At 72.5% G+C, this 23,153-nt stretch carries 23 protein-coding genes; 13 read left to right on the forward strand and 10 right to left on the reverse strand.

Going from position 1 to position 23,153, the window contains the following annotated elements; genetic code table 11:
* Window positions 1-24 precede the first annotated feature (24 nt).
* Genes ACJ5H2_RS08020 through ACJ5H2_RS08035 form a run of 4 tightly spaced genes read left to right on the forward strand, consistent with a single transcriptional unit; the run spans window position 25 to window position 4,183 of the window.
* Window positions 25-972, forward strand: a complete 948-nt coding sequence (locus ACJ5H2_RS08020; protein WP_408899045.1) for a bifunctional riboflavin kinase/FAD synthetase — start codon at window positions 25-27, stop codon at window positions 970-972.
* An 11-nt stretch (window positions 973-983) separates the two neighbouring features.
* Window positions 984-2,030 (forward strand): hypothetical protein, encoded by a 1,047-nt coding sequence (locus ACJ5H2_RS08025; protein ID WP_408899046.1) that lies wholly within the window; start codon window positions 984-986, stop codon window positions 2,028-2,030.
* A complete protein-coding gene (locus ACJ5H2_RS08030) occupies window positions 2,027-2,959 on the forward strand; it encodes a nucleoside hydrolase (RefSeq protein ID WP_408899047.1) in 933 nt (310 codons plus the stop codon). The genes ACJ5H2_RS08025 and ACJ5H2_RS08030 overlap by 4 nt, the downstream gene beginning before the upstream one ends.
* Before the next feature lie 42 nt (window positions 2,960-3,001).
* Window positions 3,002-4,183: a molybdopterin-dependent oxidoreductase gene (locus ACJ5H2_RS08035; protein ID WP_408899048.1), complete on the forward strand. Its 1,182-nt coding sequence runs from the start codon at window positions 3,002-3,004 to the stop codon at window positions 4,181-4,183.
* Window positions 4,184-4,237: 54 nt separating this feature from the next.
* Here the strand turns inward: ACJ5H2_RS08035 and arfB are convergent, their stop codons facing one another.
* Both arfB and ACJ5H2_RS08045 read right to left on the reverse strand, forming a co-directional pair.
* Window positions 4,238-4,666 (reverse strand): alternative ribosome rescue aminoacyl-tRNA hydrolase ArfB, encoded by a 429-nt coding sequence (gene arfB, locus ACJ5H2_RS08040; RefSeq protein ID WP_408899602.1) that lies wholly within the window; start codon window positions 4,664-4,666, stop codon window positions 4,238-4,240.
* A 15-nt stretch (window positions 4,667-4,681) separates the two neighbouring features.
* Window positions 4,682-6,805: a molybdopterin-dependent oxidoreductase gene (locus ACJ5H2_RS08045; RefSeq protein WP_408899049.1), complete on the reverse strand. Its 2,124-nt coding sequence runs from the start codon at window positions 6,803-6,805 to the stop codon at window positions 4,682-4,684.
* Window positions 6,806-6,989: 184 nt separating this feature from the next.
* On the opposite strand from ACJ5H2_RS08045, the gene rpsO reads away from it, so the two are divergent.
* The 3 genes from rpsO to ACJ5H2_RS08060 all read left to right on the forward strand — a co-directional run bounded on the left by rpsO (window position 6,990) and on the right by ACJ5H2_RS08060 (window position 11,069).
* Window positions 6,990-7,265, forward strand: coding sequence for a 30S ribosomal protein S15 (rpsO, locus tag ACJ5H2_RS08050; protein WP_036542197.1), 276 nt, complete (start codon window positions 6,990-6,992; stop codon window positions 7,263-7,265).
* A gap of 135 nt (window positions 7,266-7,400) precedes the next feature.
* Window positions 7,401-9,641 (forward strand): polyribonucleotide nucleotidyltransferase, encoded by a 2,241-nt coding sequence (locus ACJ5H2_RS08055; protein ID WP_408899050.1) that lies wholly within the window; start codon window positions 7,401-7,403, stop codon window positions 9,639-9,641.
* Window positions 9,642-9,743: 102 nt separating this feature from the next.
* Complete coding sequence (locus ACJ5H2_RS08060; RefSeq protein ID WP_408899051.1) at window positions 9,744-11,069, forward strand: M16 family metallopeptidase; 1,326 nt, start codon at window positions 9,744-9,746, stop codon at window positions 11,067-11,069.
* A 10-nt stretch (window positions 11,070-11,079) separates the two neighbouring features.
* Here ACJ5H2_RS08060 and ACJ5H2_RS08065 read toward each other — a convergent pair whose 3' ends face one another.
* A complete protein-coding gene (locus ACJ5H2_RS08065; protein ID WP_408899052.1) occupies window positions 11,080-12,882 on the reverse strand; it encodes a BCCT family transporter in 1,803 nt (600 codons plus the stop codon).
* Between the two features lie 190 nt (window positions 12,883-13,072).
* Window positions 13,073-13,588: a class I SAM-dependent methyltransferase gene (locus tag ACJ5H2_RS08070; protein ID WP_408899053.1), complete on the reverse strand. Its 516-nt coding sequence runs from the start codon at window positions 13,586-13,588 to the stop codon at window positions 13,073-13,075.
* 90 nt (window positions 13,589-13,678) lie between these two features.
* Here ACJ5H2_RS08070 and dapB point away from each other — a divergent pair, with 90 nt between their 5' ends.
* On the forward strand, window positions 13,679-14,422 hold the full coding sequence (gene dapB, locus ACJ5H2_RS08075) for a 4-hydroxy-tetrahydrodipicolinate reductase (RefSeq protein ID WP_408899603.1): 744 nt from the start codon (window positions 13,679-13,681) through the stop codon (window positions 14,420-14,422).
* 37 nt (window positions 14,423-14,459) lie between these two features.
* Here the strand turns inward: dapB and ACJ5H2_RS08080 are convergent, their stop codons facing one another.
* A complete protein-coding gene (locus ACJ5H2_RS08080) occupies window positions 14,460-14,978 on the reverse strand; it encodes an N-acetyltransferase family protein (RefSeq protein ID WP_408899054.1) in 519 nt (172 codons plus the stop codon).
* Between the two features lie 63 nt (window positions 14,979-15,041).
* On the opposite strand from ACJ5H2_RS08080, the gene ACJ5H2_RS08085 reads away from it, so the two are divergent.
* Window positions 15,042-16,052, forward strand: a complete 1,011-nt coding sequence (locus tag ACJ5H2_RS08085) for an aldo/keto reductase family protein (RefSeq protein WP_408899055.1) — start codon at window positions 15,042-15,044, stop codon at window positions 16,050-16,052.
* On the opposite strand, the gene ACJ5H2_RS08090 is transcribed toward ACJ5H2_RS08085, so the two are convergent.
* From ACJ5H2_RS08090 to ACJ5H2_RS08105, 4 genes are all read right to left on the reverse strand, one after another.
* Window positions 16,049-16,705, reverse strand: a complete 657-nt coding sequence (locus ACJ5H2_RS08090) for a hypothetical protein (RefSeq protein ID WP_408899056.1) — start codon at window positions 16,703-16,705, stop codon at window positions 16,049-16,051. The two genes, ACJ5H2_RS08085 and ACJ5H2_RS08090, sit on opposite strands and share 4 nt — an antisense overlap.
* Window positions 16,706-16,715: 10 nt before the next feature.
* Window positions 16,716-17,312 carry a DUF3043 domain-containing protein gene (locus ACJ5H2_RS08095; RefSeq protein WP_408899057.1) on the reverse strand — a complete coding sequence of 199 codons (597 nt, stop codon included), beginning with the start codon at window positions 17,310-17,312 and terminating at the stop codon, window positions 16,716-16,718.
* Window positions 17,313-17,338: 26 nt separating this feature from the next.
* Entirely contained in the window at window positions 17,339-18,514 is a 1,176-nt protein-coding gene (nadA, locus tag ACJ5H2_RS08100) for a quinolinate synthase NadA (RefSeq protein ID WP_408899058.1), read from the reverse strand.
* Window positions 18,515-18,576: 62 nt separating this feature from the next.
* Entirely contained in the window at window positions 18,577-19,449 is an 873-nt protein-coding gene (locus ACJ5H2_RS08105) for a GNAT family N-acetyltransferase (protein ID WP_408899059.1), read from the reverse strand.
* Window positions 19,450-19,484: 35 nt separating this feature from the next.
* Between ACJ5H2_RS08105 and ACJ5H2_RS08110 the strand changes: the two genes are divergently transcribed.
* The 4 genes from ACJ5H2_RS08110 to erpA all read left to right on the forward strand — a co-directional run bounded on the left by ACJ5H2_RS08110 (window position 19,485) and on the right by erpA (window position 22,706).
* Window positions 19,485-20,570: a glycerate kinase gene (locus tag ACJ5H2_RS08110; RefSeq protein WP_408899060.1), complete on the forward strand. Its 1,086-nt coding sequence runs from the start codon at window positions 19,485-19,487 to the stop codon at window positions 20,568-20,570.
* 40 nt (window positions 20,571-20,610) lie between these two features.
* On the forward strand, window positions 20,611-21,081 hold the full coding sequence (locus tag ACJ5H2_RS08115; protein WP_408899061.1) for a DUF4334 domain-containing protein: 471 nt from the start codon (window positions 20,611-20,613) through the stop codon (window positions 21,079-21,081).
* Window positions 21,078-22,193 (forward strand): NAD(P)-dependent alcohol dehydrogenase, encoded by a 1,116-nt coding sequence (locus ACJ5H2_RS08120; RefSeq protein WP_408899062.1) that lies wholly within the window; start codon window positions 21,078-21,080, stop codon window positions 22,191-22,193. The genes ACJ5H2_RS08115 and ACJ5H2_RS08120 overlap by 4 nt, the downstream gene beginning before the upstream one ends.
* A gap of 96 nt (window positions 22,194-22,289) precedes the next feature.
* Window positions 22,290-22,706, forward strand: coding sequence for an iron-sulfur cluster insertion protein ErpA (erpA, locus tag ACJ5H2_RS08125; protein WP_408899063.1), 417 nt, complete (start codon window positions 22,290-22,292; stop codon window positions 22,704-22,706).
* Window positions 22,707-22,807: 101 nt separating this feature from the next.
* Here erpA and ACJ5H2_RS08130 read toward each other — a convergent pair whose 3' ends face one another.
* The gene (locus ACJ5H2_RS08130) at window positions 22,808-23,020 is read right to left on the reverse strand and encodes a hypothetical protein (protein ID WP_408899064.1); all 213 of its coding nucleotides are present in this window, start codon (window positions 23,018-23,020) and stop codon (window positions 22,808-22,810) included.
* Window positions 23,021-23,153: the final 133 nt, after the last annotated feature.

Consider the following 23,153-nt stretch of genomic DNA (forward strand, 5'->3'; position numbering starts at 1 on the left):
CCCGGGTGTGGGAGAGTTGCGGCCGTGCGAGTGTGGCGTGACCTCTCCGACGTGCCTGCCGATCTCGGCCGCACGGTGGCGACGATCGGGAACTTCGACGGCATGCACCTGGGCCACCAGCACGTCGTACGCCGCGCGCGGGAGGTCGCCGCGGAGGTCGGCGTCGACCACGTGGTGGCGGTGACCTTCGACCCCCACCCGATCGCGGTGCTGCGCCCCGAGCACGCGCCCCCCACGCTGACGACCATCGAGGAGCGCCTGCGCCTGCTGGGGCGGGCCGGCGTCGACGACGTCCTGGTCATCCCGTTCTCCCGTGAGATCGCCGCATGGACGCCCGAGGAGTTCATCGACCGGATCCTGGTCGAGACCCTGCACGTGCGGGCGGTCGTCGTGGGCGCCAACTTCCGCTTCGGCAACCGTGCCGCCGGCGACTGCAACCTGCTGCGGGCGGCCGGAGCCGAGCACGACTTCGTGCTGGAGGAGGTCAGTCTCGACGGCGGCCCGCAGGTGTGGTCGTCGACCTATGTCCGGACCTGCCTGGCCGCGGGCGACGTGACCGGCGCCGCCGAGGCGCTCGGCCGGGTCTTCACGGTCACCGGCACGGTCGTCGAGGGCGACAAGCGCGGCCGGGAGCTGGGCTTCCCGACCGCGAACGTGCCGGTCCGCCCCGGCGCCGCCGCCCCGGCCGACGGCGTCTACGCGGGCCGGCTGACCGTGCTCGCAGGCCCGGACGCCGGCACGACCTACCCGGCGGCGATCAGCGTCGGCACCAACCCGACCTTCGCCGGCGAGCGCGAGCGTCGCGTGGAGTCCTATGTGCTGGACCGCACCGACCTGGACCTCTACGGTCGCGAGGTCGAGGTCGCCTTCGTCGAGCGGCTGCGCGGGATGGTCCGGTTCGACTCGATCGACGACCTGCTCAGCGCCATGGCCGACGACGTCGACCGGGCGCGGACGGTCCTGGCCGACTGAGGTGGCGTGAGGTGGCTGCCCGGCAGGACGACCTCGCCGCGGCCGAGCGCTGGTTCGTCGACCACGGGCTGCCCTACTTCGTCGACGACTACCGCGCGGACGTCGCTCGCGGCCTGCGCCGGCCGCGGCTGCTGCCCGTCCTCGCCGTGGCGGTCCTCCTCGCCGTCCTCACCGGCGTCCTGACCGCACCCTGGGTGGGCGCGGCGGCAGCGGTGGGCGCGGCCCTGACCGTGGTGGGGGCGGTGCTGTCGGCGTACGCCGTCGCGACCCTGCGCGCGTGGCTGATCGTCGGCTGGGCCGTGCGCCGCACCTTCCGCTCGCTCGGGCTGATGCTGCCGCTGGTGACCCGCGCGCTTCCGCTGCTGCTGCTCTTCATCACCTTCCTGTTCATCAATGCGGAGGTGTGGCAGGTCGCCGCGAGCCTCGACGGCGGCGTGCTGTGGGTGACGGTGCTCCTGTTCGCCGCGATCGCCGTCGGCTTCCTGCTGACGAGGCTGCCGGAGGAGCTGGACGACGTGGACGACGAGGTCGAGGCCGCCCAGCTGATCGAGGCCTGTGCCGGGACCCCGCTGGAGCCGGCCGCCCGCCGGCTCGCGACCCGGGTGGACCGCGTCGGCGCCGTCGACGCCGAGGTCGGAGGGCTGCAGCGGGCCAACCTGGTCCTGGTCCTGCTCGTGGCCCAGGCGGTCCAGGTGCTGCTGCTCGCGCTCGCGGTCTTCGGCTTCTTCCTGGTCTTCGGCGTCGTGGCGATGGAGCCCGCCGTCGTCGGGAGCTGGACGGGCGGCCCGCTGCACCCCCTCGAAGGTCCGCCCGGCGAGCTCCTCGGCACGCGGCTGAGCCTGGAGCTGATCCGCGTGGCGACCTTCCTCGCCGCCTTCAGCGGCCTGTACTTCACGGTGTACGCCGTGACCGACGAGCTCTACCGCCGCCAGTTCTTCTCCGTCGTGATCCGCGAGCTCGAGCGCGCCGTCAGCGCCCGCGTGGCCTACCGCTTCCTGCGCGACGGGGCGGACGGGGGCACCGCGGACGGGGGCACCGCGGACGGGGGAGCAGCGTGAGTGGTCGGCTGCCCGTCATCCTCGACTGCGACACCGGCACCGACGACGCGGTCGCGATCCTCCTGGCCGCGCTGCACCCGGGCCTGGACCTCCTCGGTGTCACCACGGTGTGGGGCAACCACGACGTCCGGGACACCACCGACAACACCCTGCGCGTGCTGGACCTCGTCGGTCGACGCGACGTCGGCGTCCATCCGGGCCGCAACGCGCCCCACCGCCCGCGGCTCGAGCCGCTGCCGAGCGGGCGAGCCGACCTTCCTCCCGGCCTGGACCTCCCGGCGGCCTCGCTCCTTCCCGGGAGCGAGGCGGTCGAGTGGCTGGTCTCGACCCTGCGCGCGGCCACCGAGCCGGTGGCGCTCGTCGCGACCGGCCCGCTGACGAACCTCGCGGCGGCGCTGGCCGCCGACCGCTCGATCCTGCGGTCGGTGGCCCGGCTGGTCGTCCTCGGCGGGACGCACCGCGCCGCCGGCGTCACGCCGTACGCCGAGCGGAACGTCTGGTGCGACCCGGAGGCCGCCGCCGACGTCCTCGCCGCGCCCTTCCGCGACCTGCTGCTGGTGACCATGGACGCGACCCTCTCCGCCCCGCTCACGGCCGCGGACGCCCGCCGGCTGCGGGCGCTCGGCACCCCCGCGGCCATGGCCGCGGCGTCCTTCGTCGAGACCCGCATCGAGTGGTACCGCCGTGACGAGGCGATGGCGGCCGTCGGGGGAGCGCCGCTCCACGACCCGCTCGCCGTGGCCGCGCTCGTGGTGCCCGACCTGCTCACCACGGTGCGGGCGTCGGTGCGCGTGGAGCGCACCGACCCCACGACGTACGGCGCCACCCGGTTCGCCGCGGAGGTCGACGAGGCGCGGGGGCGCCTCGCCGTGGCCGTGCGGGCCGACCGGGAGCGCTATCGGGACCTGCTCATGACGACGCTCGGCTGACATCAGTAAATATACTGGATAACTCGTGTTAGCCTCGGCGACATGACGCCGAACGCACTGGGTCGCCGTACCGTCCTCGGCCTGTCGGCCGCCGGGCTCGCCGGCCTCGGCAGCACCGCCCTCGCCCCGCTCGCCGCACCTGCCCGAGCGGGTGCGCCCGCGATCCTCAAGCCCCTGCCCGCCGCCTGGTTCGTCGACTACGGCACGAATGCCGAGATGGCCTGGGACGCGGTCGACCCCCATCGCTACCTGACCTCGCAGTCGCGCCTGTTCGTCCGCAACCACACCCGCACGCCCGTCCTCGACGCGGCCGAGCACCGGCTGCGGATCTTCGGCGACGGGCTGGACCGGCCCGACGGCGTGGTGCTCGGGCTGCGCGACCTGCGCCGGCGCTACCGCCGGGCCCGGGTCGTCACGGTCCACGAGTGCACCGGCAACGGCCGCAGCCTGTTCGCCACCCAGCAGGGTCAGCAGGTCTCCGGCACGCCCTGGCGGCTCGGGGCAGTCGGCACGGTGGTGTGGGAGGGGGTCTGGCTGCGCGACGTGCTCGCGTCCGTGGGCCTGCGCACCGGTGCGAGCTCCGTGCTGGCGACCGGCGTGGACGACGAGTACGTCGACAAGGGCGTGAACCTGGGCCGGGTCCGCCGCCCGTTCCCGCTGGCGAAGGCGCTCGACGACGCCTTCCTCGCCTGGGGTGCGAACGGCGCGCCGCTCCTTCCCGACCACGGGTACCCGCTCCGCCTGGTGCTGCCCGGCTGGATCGGCGTCGCGAGCATCAAGTGGCTCGGCTCCCTGGAGGTGTCGACCGCGCCACAGTCGTCGCCGTGGAGCACCCGCTGGTACAACGTCGACGGTCCGCTCGACCTCAACCCGGTGCGCTCCGCGTGGGAGCTGGCCTGGGAGGCTCAGATCCCCGGCAGCGAGCGGATCGAGCTCACCGGTCGCTCGTGGTCGGGCGCCGCGCCGATCGCCCGGGTGGACGTCAGTGTCGACGGCGGTGCCAGCTGGGCGCCCGCCCGGCTGCACCCGCGGCCGTACGCCGGTCTGGCGGGGCACGGCTGGACCCGCTGGAGCCACACCTGGGAGCGGCCGGAGCCGGGCCCCCACGAGCTGCTGGCGCGGGCCACCGACGTCCGGGGCCGCCGGCAGCCGGACGTCGCGGCGTACAACCCCAACGGCTATCTGTTCGACGCCGTCGTCCGCCACCCCGTCGCGGTCGTCTGACGCCTCGCGCCCCCGCAAGTCACACCTCGCGGCCCCGCAAGTCACACCTCGGCGTCAGTCGTCGACGCGGCCGCGCAGCTGCTTGGTCTGCCCGCGACGGCGCTTCGCGTCGAGGCGGCGCTCCGTCGAGCCGCGCGTGGGCCTCGTGGCCCGTCGTGGCGGCGGGGGAGGTGCGAGCAGCTCGCGCACCCGCGCCGCCAGCCGCTCGCGGGCGGCCGTGCGGTTGCGGTGCTGGGAGCGGTGCTCGTGGGCCACGACCGTGATCGGGCCCGCCGCCCGGGCGAGCAGGCGGGCGCGCTGGACCTCGGTGAGGGCGTCGGCGGCCGTGGCGGACGTCGCGGGGTCCCAGGCCAGCTCGACGCGGCTGTCGGTGGTGTTGACCGACTGCCCGCCCGGCCCGGGGGAGCGGGAGAAGCGCTCGACCAGCTCGGTGCCCGGGATGACCAGGCCCGACGGCAGGCCGGGTCCGGGCGGGATCGTCAGGTCCACGGACCCAGGCTAGGAACGGTCCGGCGAGGACACGGTCACCGGTACGCCGGACAGTGCGGCGTTGCCCGACACGTCGAGCCGCTCGGGGTCGGTGAGGTCGTTGATGGAGACGCCCGGCACGCCGGCCGCGACGCCGAGCCGCGTCCCGGCGCGTCCGTGACCGTAGCCGTGGGGCAGCGACACCACGCCGGGCATCACGTCCTCCGTCGCCGCCACCTCGATCTCGACCTCGCCGACGCGCGAGCGGACCGTCACCACGGCGCCGTCCGCGAGCCCCCGGGCCGCGAGGTCGCTGGGGTGCATGAGCAGGTGGTGGCGGGCCCGGCCGCGGGTCAGCCGGTCGGTGTTGTGCATCCAGGAGTTGCAGTCGCGCTGGTGGCGGCGCCCGATCAGCAGGAGCTCGCCGTCGCGCGGCGGCGTCGGCGCGCTCAGCCGGGCGATGTCCTCCGCCACCAGCCGGGGAAGGGCGTCGATCCGGCCGTCGCGGGTGCGCAGCCGGCCCGGGAGCTGTCCGGCGCGCAGCGGTCCCAGGTCGACGCCCTCCGGACGGCGGCGCAGCTCGGTCAGGGTCGTCTGCGAGCGGCCCGAGCGCAGCAGCATCCCGATCAGGAAGGTCGGGCTCAGCCGCATCCGCGCCTGCGCCGCGATCCGCCGCCGCACGCCCGGCTTGTGCCGGCGCCGGCGGGTCACCCGCAGGTAGAGCTCTCGGAAGATCTCCCAGTCGTGCCGCTGGTCCCGGCCGCGCGGGAAGACGGCCGGGGTGAAGCGCGCCGTGTTGCGCACGGCCAGCAGGTGGAACACGAGGTCGTAGTGGTCGCGCTCGAGCAGCGAGGTCGGGGGCAGGATCACGTCCGCATGGCGGGTGGTCTCGTTGATGTAGAGGTCGACCGCCGCGTAGAAGTCCAGACCCGACAGGGCGCGGTCGAGCGCCGCGCCGTCGGGCGTGGACAGCACCGGGTTGCCGGCGATGGTGAGCAGCGCCCGCACCTGTCCCTCGCCGGGTGTCTCGATCTCCTCGCGGAGCACCGCGACGGGCAGCTCGCCGCCGAACTCCGGCGCCTGCCGCACCCGCGAGCGGTAGCGGTCGTAGTGCCCTGGCCCGATCAGCCCGCGTCCCACCGCGTCGATTGCGGGGGTGGTCAGCAGTGTCCCGCCTTCCCGGTCGAGGTTGCCGGTGACGAGGTTGATCATCTGCACCGCCCACTGGCAGACCGTGCCGAACTGCTGGGTGGAGACGCCGATCCGACCGTAGGCCGCTGCGCCGTCCGCCGCGGCGAGCTCGCGCGCGATCGTCCGGATCTGAGCCGCGGGCATGCCGCTGGCCTGCTCGGCCAGCTCGGCGGTGAAGGGAGCGACGAGCTCGGCCACCTCGTCCAGCCGGTCGACGTACGACGGCGGCGCGGTGAGGCCCTCGGAGAAGAGCACGTGCAGCACGGCCAGGAGCACCCACGCGTCGCTTCCGGGGCGGACGAAGTGATGCTCGTCGGCGACCTTCGCGGTCTCGGTGCGCCGCGGGTCGAGCACCACCATCCGCCCGCCGCGAGCGCGCAGCGAGCGCAGGCGGCCGGGGAAGTCGGGGACGGTCATCAGCGAGCCGTTGGAGGCCATCGGGTTCGCGCCGACGACGAGGAAGTACGACGTGCGGTCGATGTCCGGCACGGGGAGGAGCAGCTGGTGGCCGTAGAGCAGGTAGCCCACCAGCTGATGGGGGAGCTGGTCGACGGAGGTCGCGCTGAACTTGTTGCGGGTGCGGAACGACTGCGCCAGCGCGACGCCGTGGGTCATCGCGCCGAGGCTGTGCACGTTCGGGTTGCCGAGATAGATCGCCAGCGCGTCCTCGCCGTGGTCGTTCACCGCCGCCGCGAGCCCGTCGGCGACCAGGTCGAGCGCCTCGTCCCAGCCGATCTCCTCCCAGCGCTCGCCCACCCGTCGTACCGGACGCCGCAGCCGGTCGGGGTCGGCGTGGATGTCGCCGATGGCGACGCCCTTGGGGCAGAGGTGACCGCGGGACAGCGGGTCGTCCGGGTTGCCGCGGACGCCGCTCACCCGGTCGCCGTCGATGGTCAGCAGGAGACCGCAGGCCGCCTCGCACAGGTTGCACACACCGGTCCGCGTCCGCTCCGTGGTCTCCACCGGGGCATCGTCACACGCCCGACCGGGCGGCGCCATGACCCGAGCGGTCCGGCCGCCGCAGCGATTCGGCCCCGCACGGAGCCCGCTGTTAGCCTTGTGCGGTTGCCGTCAGAACGGCCGCGGACCAAGAGAGCTCCAGGATTTCAGGCTGGGGCGCCGCGCAACGAGCGAACAAGGAGTCACCATGGCAGTCGGTACCGACGCTGAGACCAAGAAGAAGATCATCGCCGAGTACGCCACGACCGAGGGTGACACCGGTTCGCCCGAGGTGCAGATCGCGCTGCTCAGCCACCGCATCAGCCACCTGACCGAGCACCTCAAGCAGCACAAGCACGACCACCACAGCCGTCGTGGCCTGCTCCTGCTCGTCGGCCAGCGCCGCCGTCTTCTCAACTACCTGAAGAAGACCGAGATCGAGCGCTACCGCTCCATCGTCGAGCGCCTCGGCCTGCGCCGCTGACTTCCGCCGCATGCGAACGGGCGACCCGCACGGGTCGCCCGTTCTGCATTTCGGCCACCGATCGCTAGGGTGGCAGGCGTCATCGAGTCCATTCAGCGGGGCAGCGCGTCCCGCACCGTAGAACAAGAGAAGAAATTGACTGAACCCGTCATCTCCGAGGTCGAGACCGTTCTCGACAACGGCAAGTTCGGCACCCGCACCGTCAAGTTCGAGACGGGCCTCCTCGCCCGCCAGGCCGCCGGATCGGTGACCGCCTATCTCGACGACGACACCATGCTGCTCTCGGCGACCACCGCCGGCAAGCACCCCAAGGACCACTTCGACTTCTTCCCCCTGACGATCGACGTCGAGGAGCGGATGTACGCCGCGGGCCGGATCCCCGGCTCGTTCTTCCGCAGCGAGGGTCGCCCGGGCGAGGACGCCATCCTCACCTGCCGTCTCATCGACCGCCCGCTGCGCCCGACCTTCAAGAAGGGCCTGCGCAACGAGGTCCAGGTCGTCATCACCGTGATGGCCCTCAACCCCGACACCCCGTACGACGTGCTGGCGATCAACGCCGCGTCGCTGTCGACCCAGCTCTCCGGCCTGCCGTTCAGCGGCCCGGTCGGCGCCACCCGGGTCGCCCTCATCGAGGGCCAGTGGGTCGCCTTCCCCACGCACAGCCAGCTGGAGAAGGCCGTGTTCGACATGGTCGTCGCCGGCCGGGTCACCGAGACCGGCGACGTCGCGATCATGATGGTCGAGGCCGAGGCCACCGAGCAGACCATCGAGCTGGTCCGCGGCGGCGCCCAGGCGCCGACCGAGGAGGTCGTCTCCGGCGGTCTCGAGGCCGCCAAGCCCTTCATCAAGCAGCTCGTCGAGGCGCAGGTCGAGCTCGCCAATGTGGCCGCCAAGCCGGTCCAGGAGTTCCCGGTCTTCCTCGACTACGAGGACGACGTCTTCGAGGCCGTCGAGGCCGCCGTCAAGGCCGACCTCGTCGCCGCGATGAAGATCGCGGACAAGACCGAGCGCAACGACCGCACCGACCAGCTCAAGGACGAGCTCCTCGAGAAGCTCGCCGGCCAGTTCGAGGGCCGCGAGAAGGAGATCGGCGCGGCCTTCCGCTCGGTCAACAAGCAGGTCGTGCGCGAGAGCATCCTGCGCGACAAGGTTCGCATCGACGGTCGTGGCCTGGCCGACATCCGTCCGCTGCACGCCGAGGTCGACGTGGTCCCGCGGGTCCACGGCTCGGCGCTCTTCGAGCGTGGCGAGACGCAGATCCTGGGCGTCACCACCCTCGACATGCTCAAGATGGAGCAGCAGATCGACACGCTGTCGCCCGAGACCCACCGGCGCTACATGCACAAGTACATCTTCCCGCCGTTCTCCACCGGCGAGACCGGTCGCGTCGGCTCGCCGAAGCGCCGCGAGGTCGGTCACGGTGCGCTCGCACGCCGCGCCCTGCTGCCGGTGCTGCCGAGCCGCGAGGAGTTCCCGTACGCCATCCGGCAGCTCTCCGAGGCCATGGGCTCCAACGGCTCGACCTCGATGGGCTCGGTCTGCGCCTCGACCCTCTCCCTGCTTCAGGCCGGTGTGCCGCTGAAGGCGCCGGTCGCCGGCATCGCCATGGGCCTGGTGTCCGGTGAGATCGACGGCAAGACCGAGTACGTCGCGCTCACCGACATCCTCGGTGCCGAGGACGCCTTCGGCGACATGGACTTCAAGGTCGCCGGCACGAAGGAGTTCGTGACCGCGCTCCAGCTCGACACCAAGCTCGACGGCATCCCCGCCGAGGTCCTCGCGGCCGCCCTCACCCAGGCCCGCGACGCGCGCCTGACGATCCTCGAGGTCATGGGCGAGGCGATCGACGCTCCCGAGGAGATGTCGATCCACGCGCCGCGGATCATCACGGTCAAGGTGCCCGTCGACAAGATCGGCGAGGTCATCGGGCCCAAGGGCAAGGTCATCAACCAGCTGCAGGACGACACCGGCGCCTCGATCTCCATCGAGGACGACGGCACGGTCTACATCGGCGCGACCAACGGCGAGGCGGCCGAGGCGGCGCGGGCCGCGATCAACGCGATCGCGAACCCGACCATGCCCGAGGTCGGCGAGCGCTACCTCGGCACGGTCGTCAAGACCACCAACTTCGGCGCCTTCGTCGCCCTGCTGCCGGGCAAGGACGGGCTGCTGCACATCAGCAAGCTGCGCGGCCTCGCCGGCGGCAAGCGCGTCGACAACGTCGAGGACGTGGTCTCGGTCGGGCAGAAGCTCCAGGTCGAGATCGCCGAGATCGACGACCGCGGCAAGCTGTCGCTGATCCCGGTCGTCGAGGACGCCGAGGGCGCCCAGGACGGCGAGGACGGCGAGAGCCCGGAGTCGACCGACTCCGAGTGATGCGCTGACACCCGACGAGGGGGCGGTCGCCTGTGGGCGGCCGCCCCCTCGTCGTCCGCCTCGATGGCGCACCGCACGACCCGCTTGGGTACCGTCGGGCGCATGCAGGCTCGAGCGTCGTCCGGCGCGATCACCAGGACCGTGCACACGGTCACCGAGGCCGACGGTCTCGTCGTCTCCCACGTCCGCCGCACCCGTCTTCCGTCCGGGCTGCGCATCGTCACCGAGCAGATGGCCGGAGCCCGCTCGGCGTCCGTCGGCGTGTGGGTCGGGGTCGGCTCGCGCGACGAGCGGGCCGCCACGCACGGCGCCTCGCACTTCCTGGAGCACCTGCTGTTCAAGGGCACCAGCGAGCGCTCGGCGCTCGACATCTCCATCGAGCTCGACGCCGTCGGCGGGGAGTTCAACGCCTTCACGGCCAAGGAGTACACCTGCTTCCACGCCCGGGTCCTCGCCGCCGACCTGCCCCTGGCGATCGACGTGCTCGGCGACATGATCACCGGTTCCCTCATCGCCACCCACGACGTCGACGCGGAGCGCGATGTCATCCTCGACGAGATCGCGATGCACGACGACGACCCTGACGACGTCGTCCAGAACCTGCTCGCCGAGCTCGCCTGGGGCGACGGCTCGCCGCTCGGCAGGCCGATCGCCGGCACCACCGCCTCGATCGAGGCGATGACGCCGGCGCAGATCAAGCGCTTCTACCGCCGCCACTACGTGCCCGCCAACACCGTGATCTCGGTCGCGGGCGCGCTCGACCACGGGGCCGTCGTCCGCGCGGTGAAGAAGGCGTTCGGACGGCAGGGCTGGCTCGACGAGCTGGCGGCCCCGGCGCCCCCGCGGGCGACGGCCGCTCGGCGCCGGCCCAAGGTGAGCGCGGCAGAGGGGCGGGTGGCCCGCCCCTTCGAGCAGGTCAACCTCGTCATCGGCCGGGAGGGCCTCACCCGCGACGACGACCGGCGCTACGCCCTCGGCGTCCTGAACACCGCGCTGGGCGGCGGCACCTCGAGCCGGCTCTTCCAGGAGGTCCGCGAGCAGCGCGGCCTGGCCTACTCGGTGTACTCCTTCGCCAGCCACTACGCCGACTCCGGCCTGGTGGGCGTCGCCGTGGGCTGCCTGCCCGACCGCACCGACGAGGTCCTCGCCGTCGTTCGCGAGCAGCTCCGGCTGATCGCCGCAGACGGGATCACCGAGGACGAGCTGGCCCGCGGCAAGGGCCAGCTCGTCGGCGGCATGATCCTCGGCCTGGAGGACTCCGGCTCGCGGATGGTGCGGCTCGGCAAGAACGAGCTCGTCCACGGCGAGGTGCTCGGCATCGACGAGGTGATCGCCCGGATCGAGGCGGTCACGATCGGGGACGTCCGCGCGATCGCCGCGGAGGTGTTCGGCCGGCCCGAGCTGCTCGCGCTGGTCGGGCCGGCCTGAGCCCGCCTCCCTAGCGGGCCGGCGTTCCGGCGCTCTCCGGGTCGGCAGGGTCGTCGGCAGGGCCGTCGGCATCGGGCTCCGGGTCCACCGGCTCGATGGAGAGCACGAAGTCGTCGCCGTGCTCGGTGACTCCGGCGATGACGGCCTGCTCGACCGCCTCCTCGCCGTACCGACGCCGGACGACCAGCGGGTCGTGGCGCAGGTCGCGCACCAGAGCGGCGGCCAGGCCGATCATGATCACCACGAAGGGCAGCGCGGCCACGATGGTGATCGTCTGCAGTCCCGTGAGGGCGTCCTCGCCGCCCGCCAGCAGCATCACGGCAGCGACGGCTCCGGTCGCCACGCCCCAGAACACCACCACGGCCCGGCGCGGCTCCGTCGTGCCCCGCTCGGACAGGCTGCCCATCACGATCGAGGCGGCGTCCGCGCCGGACACGAAGAAGATGCCGACCAGGACCATCACCACGATGCTGGCGAGGGTCGCGAGGGGCAGGGCGTCCAGGGTGCCGAACAGCTGGTCCTCCAGTCCGCCGGCGTTCGCGATGTCGGTGCCGTCGCGCTGCAGGTCGATGGCGGTCCCGCCGAGGACGCAGAACCAGATGACGCTGACGACGCTGGGGACCAGCAGTACGCCGGTCACGAACTGGCGGATGGTGCGCCCGCGCGAGATCCGGGCGATGAACATCCCCACGAACGGCGTCCACGACAGCCACCACGCCCAGTAGAAGATGGTCCAGCCGCTGAGCCAGGCCTCGGTCTCCGCGCCCTCGGCGCCCGTGCGGGCGGCCATCATGGCGAGGTCCTGGACGTAGCTGCCGAGCGAGGTCGGCACCAGGTTGAGGATGAAGATGGTGGGCCCCAGCACGAACACGAACAGGGCGAGCGCGACCGCCAGGACCATGTTGATGTTCGACAGCCACTGGATGCCCTTGGCGACGCCGGAGACCGCCGACAGCACGAACGCGACGGTGAGCACTGTGATGATCACGACGAGCGCCCCGTTGCCGAGCGGGCCGATGTCGCCCACGATCTCGAGCCCGCTGCTGATCTGCAGGGCGCCGAGACCGAGGGAGGTGGCCGAGCCGAAGAGGGTCGCGAAGATCGCGAACATGTCGATCACCTTGCCGGCGCCGCCGGAGGCACGGTCGCCGATGAGGGGGGCGAACGCCGCCGAGATCAGCTGGACGCGGCCCTTGCGGTAGACGCCGTACGCGATCGCGAGGCCGACGACGGCGTAGATCGCCCACGGGTGGAGGGTCCAGTGGAACATCGTGGTCGCCATCGCGTTCTGCGCGGCGGCGTCGGCGTCCTCCCCGGTGCCGGGCGGCGGGGTGACGAAGTGCGAGAGCGGCTCGCTGACTCCGTAGAACATCAGGCCGATGCCCATGCCCGCGCTGAACATCATCGCGATCCACGACGACGTACGGAACTCGGGGTCCTCGTCGTCGCGGCCCAGCGGGATCGTGCCGTACTTGCTCATCGCCAGCCAGATCACGAACACCACGAAGCCGCTCGACGTCAGGACGAAGAGCCAGCCGGTGTTCGTCATGACCCAGTCCAGGGCCTTGCCCGAGGCGGTGCCGAGCGAGGAGGTGCTCGCCAGGCCCCAGACCACGAAGGCGATGCTCACCACGGCGGCGACCCCGAACACGACGGGGTCCAGGCCCTTCTGCGTGGGCTGGTCCACCTCGACGGCCTGGTCGAGGGCGGGATGCGGGACCACGTCGCCGGCGGGGGTGCTGAGCGCGTCGACGAGTTCGGCGGCGCGATGGTGCGGATGCTTGGCCGGGGTGTTGCCGTTCGTCCGGGTCATGTCTCTCCAGGGCTCGCGGGACAGGACGCATGTCCGCCCCGGGGGGCTTCCCCGGAAGGCGCGGGCCCGACGTGATGGCGCGGAGGGGGAGGCCGCGACGTCACGTCAGGTTCGAGAGCTTCCGAGAGACAAGCCAGCCTGGAGCGGGCATGCTGCCCCGGCAGGCTAACAAGACTCGCCGCGCGACGGGTCAGCGGCGGCCGATGATGCCGATGACCGGCGGCATCTTCGAGTCCACGATGTAGACCCGGAAGCCGCCCTCGCGCAGCTGCTCGGACGCCTTGGCCAGGATGTCCGGCACCTGCTCGGGGCGGGTGGTGTCGAAGAAGAGGTTGACCGAGCCCCCCGGCATCAGCCGCTCGTGGAGGAGCGCGATCTCCTCGTGGGCGTCGCGGACCCAGAACAGGTTGACGTCGAAGGCGAAGACCTTGGTGAGCCGCTTCACCGGGACGCGCAGAGTGGCGAGGTCGATCTGGCGGACGGTGAGCTTGCCCGCCGCGATGTGCTCCGCGCAGCGTGCCTTCGTGCGGTCCACGCCGGCCTCGGACCGGTCGATGGCGAACATCTTCCCCTTGCCCTCGAGCCGGCGGCAGATGAGGTCGGCGGCCGCGCCGTTCCCGCAGCCGATCTCCAGCACGTGGTCGTTGGGCTGGACGTCCATGAAGTCCACCGCCCACCGGATCCGGGCCGGGATCTTGTTCACCATGGGGGTCAGCCTGCCAGAACGCGTGCCGGGCCGACGCACTACCTTGGTGCCGTGAGTTCACGTGTCGCGGATCAGGCTGCCGGCGAGCGGCTGCGGGTGGGCGTCCTCGGGGCCCGGGGCAAGGTCGGTGCCGAGGTGGTCCGGGCCGTCGAGGGCGCCGAGGACCTGGACCTCACCGTGGGCGTCGACCAGGGCGACCCGGTCGCCTCGCTCGTCGAGAGCGGCACCCAGGTGGTCGTCGACTTCACCCACCCCGACGTGGTGATGGACAACCTGCGCTACTGCGTCGAGAACGGCATCCACGCCGTCGTCGGGACGACGGGCTTCGACGAGGCGCGCCTCGAGACCCTGCGGGAGTGGCTGGCCGACAGCCCCCGCACCGGCGTGCTCATCGCCCCCAACTTCTCCATCGGCGCCATCTTGATGATGCGCTTCTCCGCCATCGCGGCTCCGTTCTTCGAGTCGGTCGAGGTCGTCGAGCTGCACCACCCGACGAAGGCGGACGCACCGAGCGGCACGGCCCGTCGTACGGCGGAGCTCATCGCGGCGGCGCGCCGCGAGGCGGGCAGCCCGCCGATCCCCGACGCCACGAGCACCGGCCTCGACGGGGCCCGGGGGGCCGACGTCGACGGCATCCGCGTGCACGGCCTGCGGATCCGCGGCCTGGTCGCCCACCAGGAGGTCGTCCTCGGCGGGCTGGGGGAGACGCTGACCATCCGCCACGACTCCCTCGACCGGGTCTCCTTCACCCCCGGCGTCCTCACCGGGGTGCGCCGCATCGCCTCCCGCCCCGGCCTCACGGTCGGCCTCGAGCACTTCCTCGACCTCCCCTGACCCCGCCGCAGGGCGGGCGACACCTCGCGGCGTCTCGTCAGGCGAGCGCGGTGTGCAGCCGGACCTGCTTGACGCTGGTGCCGGACTCGTCGGCCAGCTCCCGGCTGGCGCCGTCCGGTGCCCAGCCGGCACTGGCCAGGAAGGCGCGGAGCACGTCGTCGGTGGACTCGACCCAGCACACCGCCCGGGTGAACCCGTCGGCGCGCAGGGTGTCCACGCAGGCCTGGAGCAGGCGCGATCCGTGGCCCGCCCTCGTCCGGTCCGGGCCGACGGTGAACTCGGACATCTCGCCGTCGGCGCTCGGGTCGGCGTCGGGGTCCGCGTTGGGACCGGTCAGGGCGAAGCCCACCACGTCGGCCCCGGCCAGCGCCACGAGCGCGCGGTGGCGTGCCTCCGGCGGTCGTGCGAGGGACTGGCGCCAGGCGGTGGCGAGGGTGTCCGCGTCGGGGCCCGTGCCGGCGCCGTACCGCTGGGCCCAGGCCTGCAGCTGGACGGCGGCGATGCCCGCGGCGTCGGCGGGCCAGGCGACCCGGACGGACACGTCAGCAACGACCATGCCGCCATCCTGACAGGGCGCCGACGGGGTCCCGGCATGGCCCCGGCCACTAGGGTCGGCAGCATGGAGATTCGCAACCTCGGGGCGAGTGGGCTCCGCATCTCGGCCATCGCCTACGGCAACTGGATCACGCACGGCTCCCAGGTCGAGGAGGACGGGGCGCTGGCCTGCGTGCGTCGTGCGCTGGACGAGGGCGTCACGACCTTCGACACCGCCGACGTCTACGCCAACACCGCCGCCGAGACCGTCCTCGGCAAGGCGCTGGCGGGGGAGCGGCGGGAGGGGCTGGAGATCTTCACCAAGGTCTTCTGGCCCACCGGCCCCGGCCGGCACAACGACCACGGGCTCTCCCGCAAGCACATCATGGAGTCCATCGACGGCTCCCTGCGCCGCCTCGGGACCGACTACGTCGACCTCTACCAGGCCCACCGCTACGACCACGAGACGCCGCTGGAGGAGACGATGGTCGCCTTCGCCGACGTGGTCCGCGCGGGCAAGGCGCTCTACATCGGGGTCTCCGAGTGGCGGGCCGAGGAGATCCGCGCGGCCGCCGAGCTCGCCCGGGAGCTGCGCGTGCCACTGGTGTCCAACCAGCCGCAGTACTCGATGCTCTGGCGGGTCATCGAAGCCGAGGTGGTGCCGACCTCGAAGGAGCTCGGCATCGGCCAGATCGTGTGGTCGCCGATCGCGCAGGGAGTGCTGACGGGCAAGTACCGGCCGGGCCAGGCGCCGCCGCCGGGCTCACGGGCGACCGACGAGAAGGGCGGCGCCAACGACATCAGCCGCTGGCTGCGCGACGACGTGCTCGAGCGGGTCCAGCTGCTGCAGCCGATCGCCGACGCCGCCGGGCTCTCGCTCGCCCAGCTGGCGGTGGCGTGGGTGCTGCAGAACGACAACGTGTCGGCAGCGATCATCGGGGCGAGCCGTCCCGAGCAGGTCACCGAGAACGTGAAGGCCGCCGGGGTCCGCCTCGACGCCGACACCCTGGCCGCGATCGACCGGGCGCTGGACGGCGTCGTCACGACCGACCCGGCGCTGACCCGCTCACCGCGCCGCTCGGAGGTCCTCGGCTAGAGGCCGAAGAGGTAGCGGCTGGTGGGGACGAGGTCGAGGCCGTCGGCGGCGCCGAAGCGCGCGCAGCTGTCCATGAGCGTCGCGAACCGGCGCTGGAGCTCCTCCTCGTCCCCGCCACTGCCGTAGAAGGCGTGCTGGTCGGCCATCGCGGCCAGAGGGAAGAGCTCCTCGACGATGCCCGCCACGTCCCGGCCGCCACGCGTCAGCGTCGCGACCACGGGGTTCTGGACGTAGCCGAAGGTGCCCTGGGTGTCGATCGCGACCTGGGTGTGCCGGTCCAGCCAGTCGGTGAGCCACGCCGCGGGCGCCATCGTGTCCGGCCGCCGGAGGAACGCCACGTTGGCGAGGGCGTCGGCGCGCTCGCCGTCCGGGACCGGCGGCGGGGGAAGCGGCTCGCGCTCCTCGACGGCCCAGGCGTGGGCCCCGGCGTCCTGGCGTCGTACGACGTCGAGGAGCCTCGCGGGGTCCTGCTCGGTCCACGCCGACACCACGGCGGTGATCGGCGTCCCCGGCCCGAACCTCATCGCCGGCGCGACGTCCGCGTCGTCCACGTTGACCTGGAGCCGGGTCGCGCCCGCGGCGGCGACGTCGGCACGGAACCCCGGCTCGAGCAGGGCGGCACCGGGGCCGTGCAGTGCGGCGATGACCTTCACGCCGGGCAACCTACCGGTCGTAGTCCTCCGGCAGCGGCTGGCCGATCTTCACCCGCGCCTTGGGCATGCGCATGAACTTCATCTGCATCGAGCGGGTGAGCGCGTAGTAGGTCGTGCCCTTGAGCGACTCGTCCGGGAAGCGGCGAGCCAGCTCCCGGCGCAGGCGGAGGCGCAGCACGAGCATGTCGGTGACCACGAACAGCACCGTGGCGAGCAGGACCATGCTGCTGGCCTGCACGAGCGCGGAGTTGCCGGTGTAGCCGAGGAGCAGGCCGACGATCATCAGCGGGATGACCATCTCGACGATCGAGAAGCGTGCGTCGACGTAGTCGCGGATGAACCGGCGTACCGGGCCCTTGTCGCGCGGGAGGAAGTAGCGCTCGTCGCCGCTCTTCATGCCCTGGCGGATCTTGCGGCTCTCCTCGGCCCGGAACTCGCGCTGGCGGCGCGCGGCCTCCTTGCGGTCGCGCGGGGCCTTGGCGCGGGCCTTCGCGGCGGCCTCCGCCTCCTTGCGGGTCGGCGTCGGGCGGCCCTTGCCGCCGGCCTTGGCCGTCGCGTCGGCCGGGGCGGCCTGCTCGGCGGTGGGGGACTTGGTGCGCTTGAACACGCTGGGGCCTTTCGTGACCTGGGTTCTCAGTCCCGGTGGGACTTGCCGGGGAGGTCGAGCATGCGCTGGAGGGCGGCCAGTGCGTCCGTCTCGGTCTGCGGGTCGACCTCGATCTGGTTGACGACGACGCCCTCGACGAGGTTCTCCAGGGCCCACACGAGGTGCGGCAGGTCGATCCGGTTCATCGTCGAGCAGTAGCAGACGTTGCGGTCCAGGAACATGATGTTCTTGTCCGGGTGCGCGTTCGCGAGGCGCTGGACGAGGTTGAGCTCCGTGCCGATCGCCCAGCTCGACCCGGCGGGCGCGGCCTCGATGGTCTTGATGATGAACTCCGTCGAGCCGACGAGGTCGGCCTTGAGGACGACCTCGTGCTGGCACTCGGGGTGCACGAGCACGTTGAGGTCGGGGACCTTCGCGCGCAGCTCGTCGATGACGTCGGCGGAGAAGCGCCCGTGGACCGAGCAGTGCCCCTTCCACAGGATCATCCGGGCGTTCGCGAGCTCCTCGGCGGTCAGCCCGCCGTCGGGCTTGTGGGGGTTCCACACCACGCACTCGTCGAGGGAGAGGCCGAGCTGGAGCACGGCCGTGTTGCGGCCCAGGTGCTGGTCGGGCAGGAAGAGGACCTTGGTGTCCTTCCCCTTCTGCTGGAACGCCCAGTCGAGGGCGACCTCGGCGTTGGACGAGGTGCACACGACGCCGCCGTTGCGACCGCAGAACGCCTTGATCGCCGCGCTGGAGTTCATGTAGGTGACCGGTACGACGGCGTCCTGGACGCCCGCCGCGGCCAGGGCCTCCCACGCCTTCTCGACCTGGGCGATCCGGGCCATGTCGGCCATGGAGCAGCCGGCGGCCAGGTCGGGCAGGATCACCTTCTGCTCCGGCCCGGTGAGGATGTCGGCGGACTCGGCCATGAAGTGCACACCGCAGAAGACGATGTACTCCGCGTCCGGGCGCGCTGCGGCGTCGCGGGCGAGCTTGAAGGAGTCGCCGGTCACGTCGGCGAACTGGATGACCTCGTCGCGCTGGTAGTGGTGCCCCAGCACGAACAGCCGGTCGCCGAGCTTCTCCTTGGCGGCGCGGGCGCGCGCCACGAGGGTCGGGTCGGAGGGCGCCGGCAGGTCGCCGGGGCACTCGACGCCCCGCTCGGAGAGCCGGTCCGTGCCACGGCCCAGCGGCAGCAGCGGAAGGTCCACGGTGGTCATGGCCACATCCTAGTTTGGGGTGCCCCGCCGCCCGGGATCGGTGCGCCTCGGCGGACGGGAGCTCAGAGCAGCGCGCCGTGGTGCACGTACGACGTCGGCGGGGCCATGCCGCGCAGACCGAGGAAGCCCCGCGCCGCGACCTCCATCCGGGCGGCCATCGCGACCTCGACCGCCCAGTAGTTCGCCGACGTCACGTGCGGCACCTCGAAGGTCCCCTCGGCGCCCGCCAGGCACTCCCACAGCAGGACGCGGGCGGTGTCGTCGTCGCGGGCCGCGAGCAGCGCGAGGCTCGCGCCGTTCGCGTAGGCGTAGCCCGTCCGGTCCGCGGTGACCACGAGGCGGCCCGAGGTCATCAGCCGGTCGTGGTCGGCGCCGTGCGGTCCGCCGCGGCGCACCCGGTCGAGGTCGTCCATCCACTCCCGATCCTCCAGGGTCCCTTCGCGCAGGCCGGTCACCGCCGGCAGCGCCGACCGGTCGACCGGACCGCGCAGCGTGAGCTGCGGATGGAGCACGAAGCCCGCCAGGTGGTAGCGCCGCAGCGCGCGCGGATCCACGGACGCGGCGAGCATCCCTCGCGGCGCGTCGGCACCGTACGCGACGGCGGCGTCGAGGACCGCCGCGCCGATCCCGGCCCCCTGCAGCCCGGGCCGGACGGCGAACGTCGCCAGGCACCACACCCGCTCCCGGCGGAAGCTGGTCGCGAAGCCGAGCACCTCGCCGTCCCGCTCGGCGACCCACGAGCCGTCCGGGTCGGTGGCGAGGAAGCCGCGGGTGCGGGCCTGCCAGGCGGCCCGATGCTCGGCGGAGCGGCGCCGCGGTGCGGGGCCGGCCGGCACCCGGTGCTCGGTGTCGAGCGCGAAGAAGGCCAGGTCGCTGATCTCCTCCGCGGTGGCGACGTCGGCTTCGGTCAACGGTCGGATCCGCAGGTCGGGCACGCAGCAGACCCTAGGTCTCCACCATGATGGGGCGCATGCGCATTCTGGTCGCCCCCGACAAGTTCGCGGGCACGCTCACGGCGGTCCAGGCCGCCGAGGCGATCGCCGCCGGCTGGCGCCGGCACGCCCCGGACGACGAGGTCGTGCTGGCGCCGATGTCCGACGGTGGGCCGGGCTTCGTCGACGTCCTGCACGCGAGCCTCGGCGGGGAGCTCCTGGCGGTCGTCGGCGAGGCGCCCCAGGGGCACGACGTCCCGGCCACCATCCTCAAGGTCGGCCACACGGCGTACGTCGAGAGCGCCCAGGTGTGCGGCGTCCACCTGACCGGTGGCACCCTCGGCGAGTTCGGTACGACGGTCGGCGTGGGCCGCCTGCTGCTCGAGGCGGTCGACGCGGGGGCCACCCGGGTCGTGGTCGGTCTGGGCGGCTCGGGGACCAACGACGGCGGGGCCGGCCTGCTCGCCGCGCTCGGCGCGGACGCGGACGTGGCGCTGGACGTCGGCGGGATCTTCCTCGACGGGGTGAGCCGGGTGGACCTGAGCATCGCGCGAGGCCTGGTCGACGGCATCGAGATCGTGGCGGCGACCGACGTCGACAGCCCGCTGACCGGCCTCTTCGGCGCGACCAGGACCTTCGGAGCGCAGAAGGGCCTCGACGAGGAGATGCAGGTCCTGCTCGACGGCTTCCTGGAGCGCTTCGCCGCCGCCACCGACCGGCGGCTCGCGCTCGAGCCGGGCGCGGGCGCGGCGGGCGGCCTCGGGTTCGCCCTCATGCTGCTGGGCGGCACCCGGGTCTCGGGCATCGAGCTGGTCGCGGACGCCGTCGGGCTGGCTCGCCAGGCGCGGGCGGCGGACCTGGTCATCACCGGCGAGGGCGCGTTCGACTTCAGCAGCCGCGCCGGCAAGGTCCCCGCGGGTGTGGCCGCCGTCGCCGCGGAGGCACTGCGTCCGTGTGTCGCGCTCGCCGGCCAGGTGCTGGTCGGCTCGCGCGAGATGCGCGCCCTCGGCATGGACGCGGCGTACTCCCTCGTGGACGCGGTGGGGGAGGAGCGGGCGTTCGCCGACCCCGCGGGCGCGCTGGGCGAGCTGGCGGCGCGGGTGGCGCGGACCTGGTCCGCCTGATCGCTCGCCGGATGGGTGGAACGTGTTCTAGATTGCTCCCGTGACGGACATCAGAGACCGCTTCGACGAACTCCGGGCGGCCGCGCACGCGGACCCCGCCGACCTCGACGCTCTCTGGGCCGACCTGGCGACCGTCGAGGTCGAGGAGATGCTCGGAGCGTGGCGGGGCGGCGACTTCGCCACCGGTCACGTCGCCAGCACGGTCCTGGAGAAGGTGCGCTGGCACGGCAAGCGCTTCGACAGCCCCCTCGAGGCGGTGCCCCTCGTGTGCCGCGGCGACGACGGAGAGCTCTACTCCAACCTGGCGGCCGGAGGCGGTGGCGAGGCGTCGCTGTGGCCGGTCGGCTTCCGTGGCGAGGTCACGGCGACGATGGTCTACGACAAGATGCCGGTCCTCGACCACTTCAAGCGGGTCGACGGCGACACGGTCATGGGGATCATGAACGGCAAGCTGGCGGGAACGTTCGGCATCGAGGACCTCTACTACTTCTGGCTGGAGCGTGAGGCATGAGGACCACCGCCTTCCTGGTCGAGGAGCCGGGCGGGGACTTCGTCGCGGCCGACGTCGAGCTCGACGAGCCCCGCGACGACGAGGTGCTGGTCCGCATCGTCGCGACCGGCCTGTGCCACACCGACCTGACCGTCCCGACCCTGCTGCCGCCGGAGATGCTGCCCACCGTCGTGGGCCACGAGGGCACCGGCGTCGTGGAGCAGGTCGGGTCGGGCGTGACCGGCATCGAGGTCGGCGACCACGTCGTGATGAGCTTCCGGTCCTGTCGGGCGTGCGGGCCCTGCCGCGCCGGCGACGTCGGCTACTGCGAGCAGTCCCTGCTCCTCAACTACATGGGCATGCGCGCCGACGGCTCCACCACGATGCGGCGCCGACGGGAGGACGGGGAGAGCCAGACCGTCTTCGGCAGCTTCTTCGGCCAGTCCAGCCTCGCCCGCCACGCCCTCGCGTACGCCGACAACTGCGTCGTCGTCGACAAGGCCCTCGACCTGACCCGGCTGGCCCCCTTCGCGTGCGGGTTCCAGACCGGTGCCGGGACGGTCCTCAACGTGCTCGATCCCGCGCCCGGCGACAGCATCGTGGTGTTCGGTGCCGGCGCGGTCGGCCTCGCGGCGGTCGCCGCCGCCCGGGGCGCGGGCGTGGAGACTGTCGTCGCCGTCGACCCCGTCGCCGCGCGGCGGGAGATCGCGCGAGGCTATGGTGCCGCCGCGCTCGACCCGGCCGAGGAGGGCGCCGCGCCCGTCGAGGAGCGGGTCCGCGAGCTGACCCGCGGTGGGGCGTCGTACGCGGTCGACACGACGGCGATCGCCTCCGTCGTGCTCCAGGCGCAGCGCTCGCTGCGACCGCGCGGCATGCTGGTCGCCCTCGGCCTGGGCGCGCCGGAGTACACCATCGACGCGATCGACCTGCTCCAGTCCGGCAAGATCGTGCGCTCCTCGATCGAGGGCGAGGCCGACCCGCTGGTCACCATCCCGGAGCTGGTCGCGCTGCGCGAGGCGGGGCGCTTCGACGTCGACCAGCTCGTGACGACGTACCCGTTCGAGAAGATCGCCGACGCGGTCGCCGACGCACGGGCCGGTGCCGTGGTGAAGCCGGTGCTCGTCTGGTCGTGAGCCAGCGGACGTGGTTCGAGGAATAACCACGGCTGTGCGACCATTGAGGGAGTCGAACCCCATTCGGCTTCTCAGCCTGACACACCTGGAGTGAGCATGAGCGACAGCTGCTGCGGAGGCGGCCACAGCCACGACGCGCCCGGCGCGACGACGACCGTCGCTGCCCCGGTCGACTTCGAGCGCCGTGAGGACCAGATCAACCTGAGCCCGGTGGCGGCCACGAAGGTGAAGAGCCTGCTGGAGCAGGAGGGTCGTGACGACCTCTCGCTGCGGATCTCGGTGCAGCCCGGCGGCTGCTCGGGCCTGCGCTACCAGCTCTTCTTCGACGAGCGCACCCTCGACGGCGACGTCGTCACCGACTTCGACGGCGTGGCCGTGGTGGTCGACCGGATGAGCGTCCCGTACCTCAACGGCGCCGTCATCGACTTCGTCGACACGATCGAGAAGCAGGGCTTCACCATCGACAACCCGAACGCCACCGGCTCCTGCGCCTGCGGCGACTCGTTCAACTGAGGCGGTTGAGTCGTCACTTCTGACCCGTCGAAACGTCACAACGGCCCCGGGGTACCGGGGCCGTTGTGACGTTTCGACGGGTCAGAAGTGACGACTCAACCTCAGTCGAGGTGCAGGTGGAGGGCGTTGGCCAGCCGCTGGGCGGCCGCGGAGATCTCGATGTCGCGCTTCGGGACCTCGCGGGGCTGCTCGTCGAAGTGGAGGCTGGGCGCGGGGCGGGTCGCCTTCACGGCCGCGTCCTGGAGACGGCGGTTGACGGCCTCGCAGTCGGCGTGCAGGTCGGCAGGGCTGGCGATCTCTTCGTACGGCGGCATGCCTTCGACGCTAAGCGTTACTTCCGGGTAGACCCAGTGGGATCGCCGTCGCCGCGGTGACGGCTGGGTTAACCTTCCGTCTCGTGACTGCACCCACGGGCTCCCTCCTCATCGCCGGCTCGATCGCGACCGA

Origin of the sequence: Nocardioides pymetrozini, from assembly GCF_046058985.1 — a bacterium.
Lineage (GTDB): Bacteria > Actinomycetota > Actinomycetes > Propionibacteriales > Nocardioidaceae > Nocardioides.

Bases quoted from the DNA above. Each gene is read 5' to 3' on its own strand.
- ACJ5H2_RS08035 (WP_408899048.1), top strand. From the start codon at position 3,002: ATGACGCCGAACGCACTGGGTCGCCGTACCGTCCTCGGCCTGTCGGCC.
- rpsO (WP_036542197.1), top strand. From the start codon at position 6,990: ATGGCAGTCGGTACCGACGCTGAGACCAAGAAGAAGATCATCGCCGAG.
- ACJ5H2_RS08060 (WP_408899051.1), top strand. From the start codon at position 9,744: ATGCAGGCTCGAGCGTCGTCCGGCGCGATCACCAGGACCGTGCACACG.
- ACJ5H2_RS08065 (WP_408899052.1), bottom strand. From the start codon at position 12,882: ATGACCCGGACGAACGGCAACACCCCGGCCAAGCATCCGCACCATCGC.
- ACJ5H2_RS08070 (WP_408899053.1), bottom strand. From the start codon at position 13,588: ATGGTGAACAAGATCCCGGCCCGGATCCGGTGGGCGGTGGACTTCATG.
- ACJ5H2_RS08080 (WP_408899054.1), bottom strand. From the start codon at position 14,978: ATGGTCGTTGCTGACGTGTCCGTCCGGGTCGCCTGGCCCGCCGACGCC.
- ACJ5H2_RS08085 (WP_408899055.1), top strand. From the start codon at position 15,042: ATGGAGATTCGCAACCTCGGGGCGAGTGGGCTCCGCATCTCGGCCATC.
- nadA (WP_408899058.1), bottom strand. From the start codon at position 18,514: ATGACCACCGTGGACCTTCCGCTGCTGCCGCTGGGCCGTGGCACGGAC.
- ACJ5H2_RS08110 (WP_408899060.1), top strand. From the start codon at position 19,485: ATGCGCATTCTGGTCGCCCCCGACAAGTTCGCGGGCACGCTCACGGCG.
- ACJ5H2_RS08120 (WP_408899062.1), top strand. From the start codon at position 21,078: ATGAGGACCACCGCCTTCCTGGTCGAGGAGCCGGGCGGGGACTTCGTC.
- erpA (WP_408899063.1), top strand. From the start codon at position 22,290: ATGAGCGACAGCTGCTGCGGAGGCGGCCACAGCCACGACGCGCCCGGC.
- ACJ5H2_RS08130 (WP_408899064.1), bottom strand. From the start codon at position 23,020: ATGCCGCCGTACGAAGAGATCGCCAGCCCTGCCGACCTGCACGCCGAC.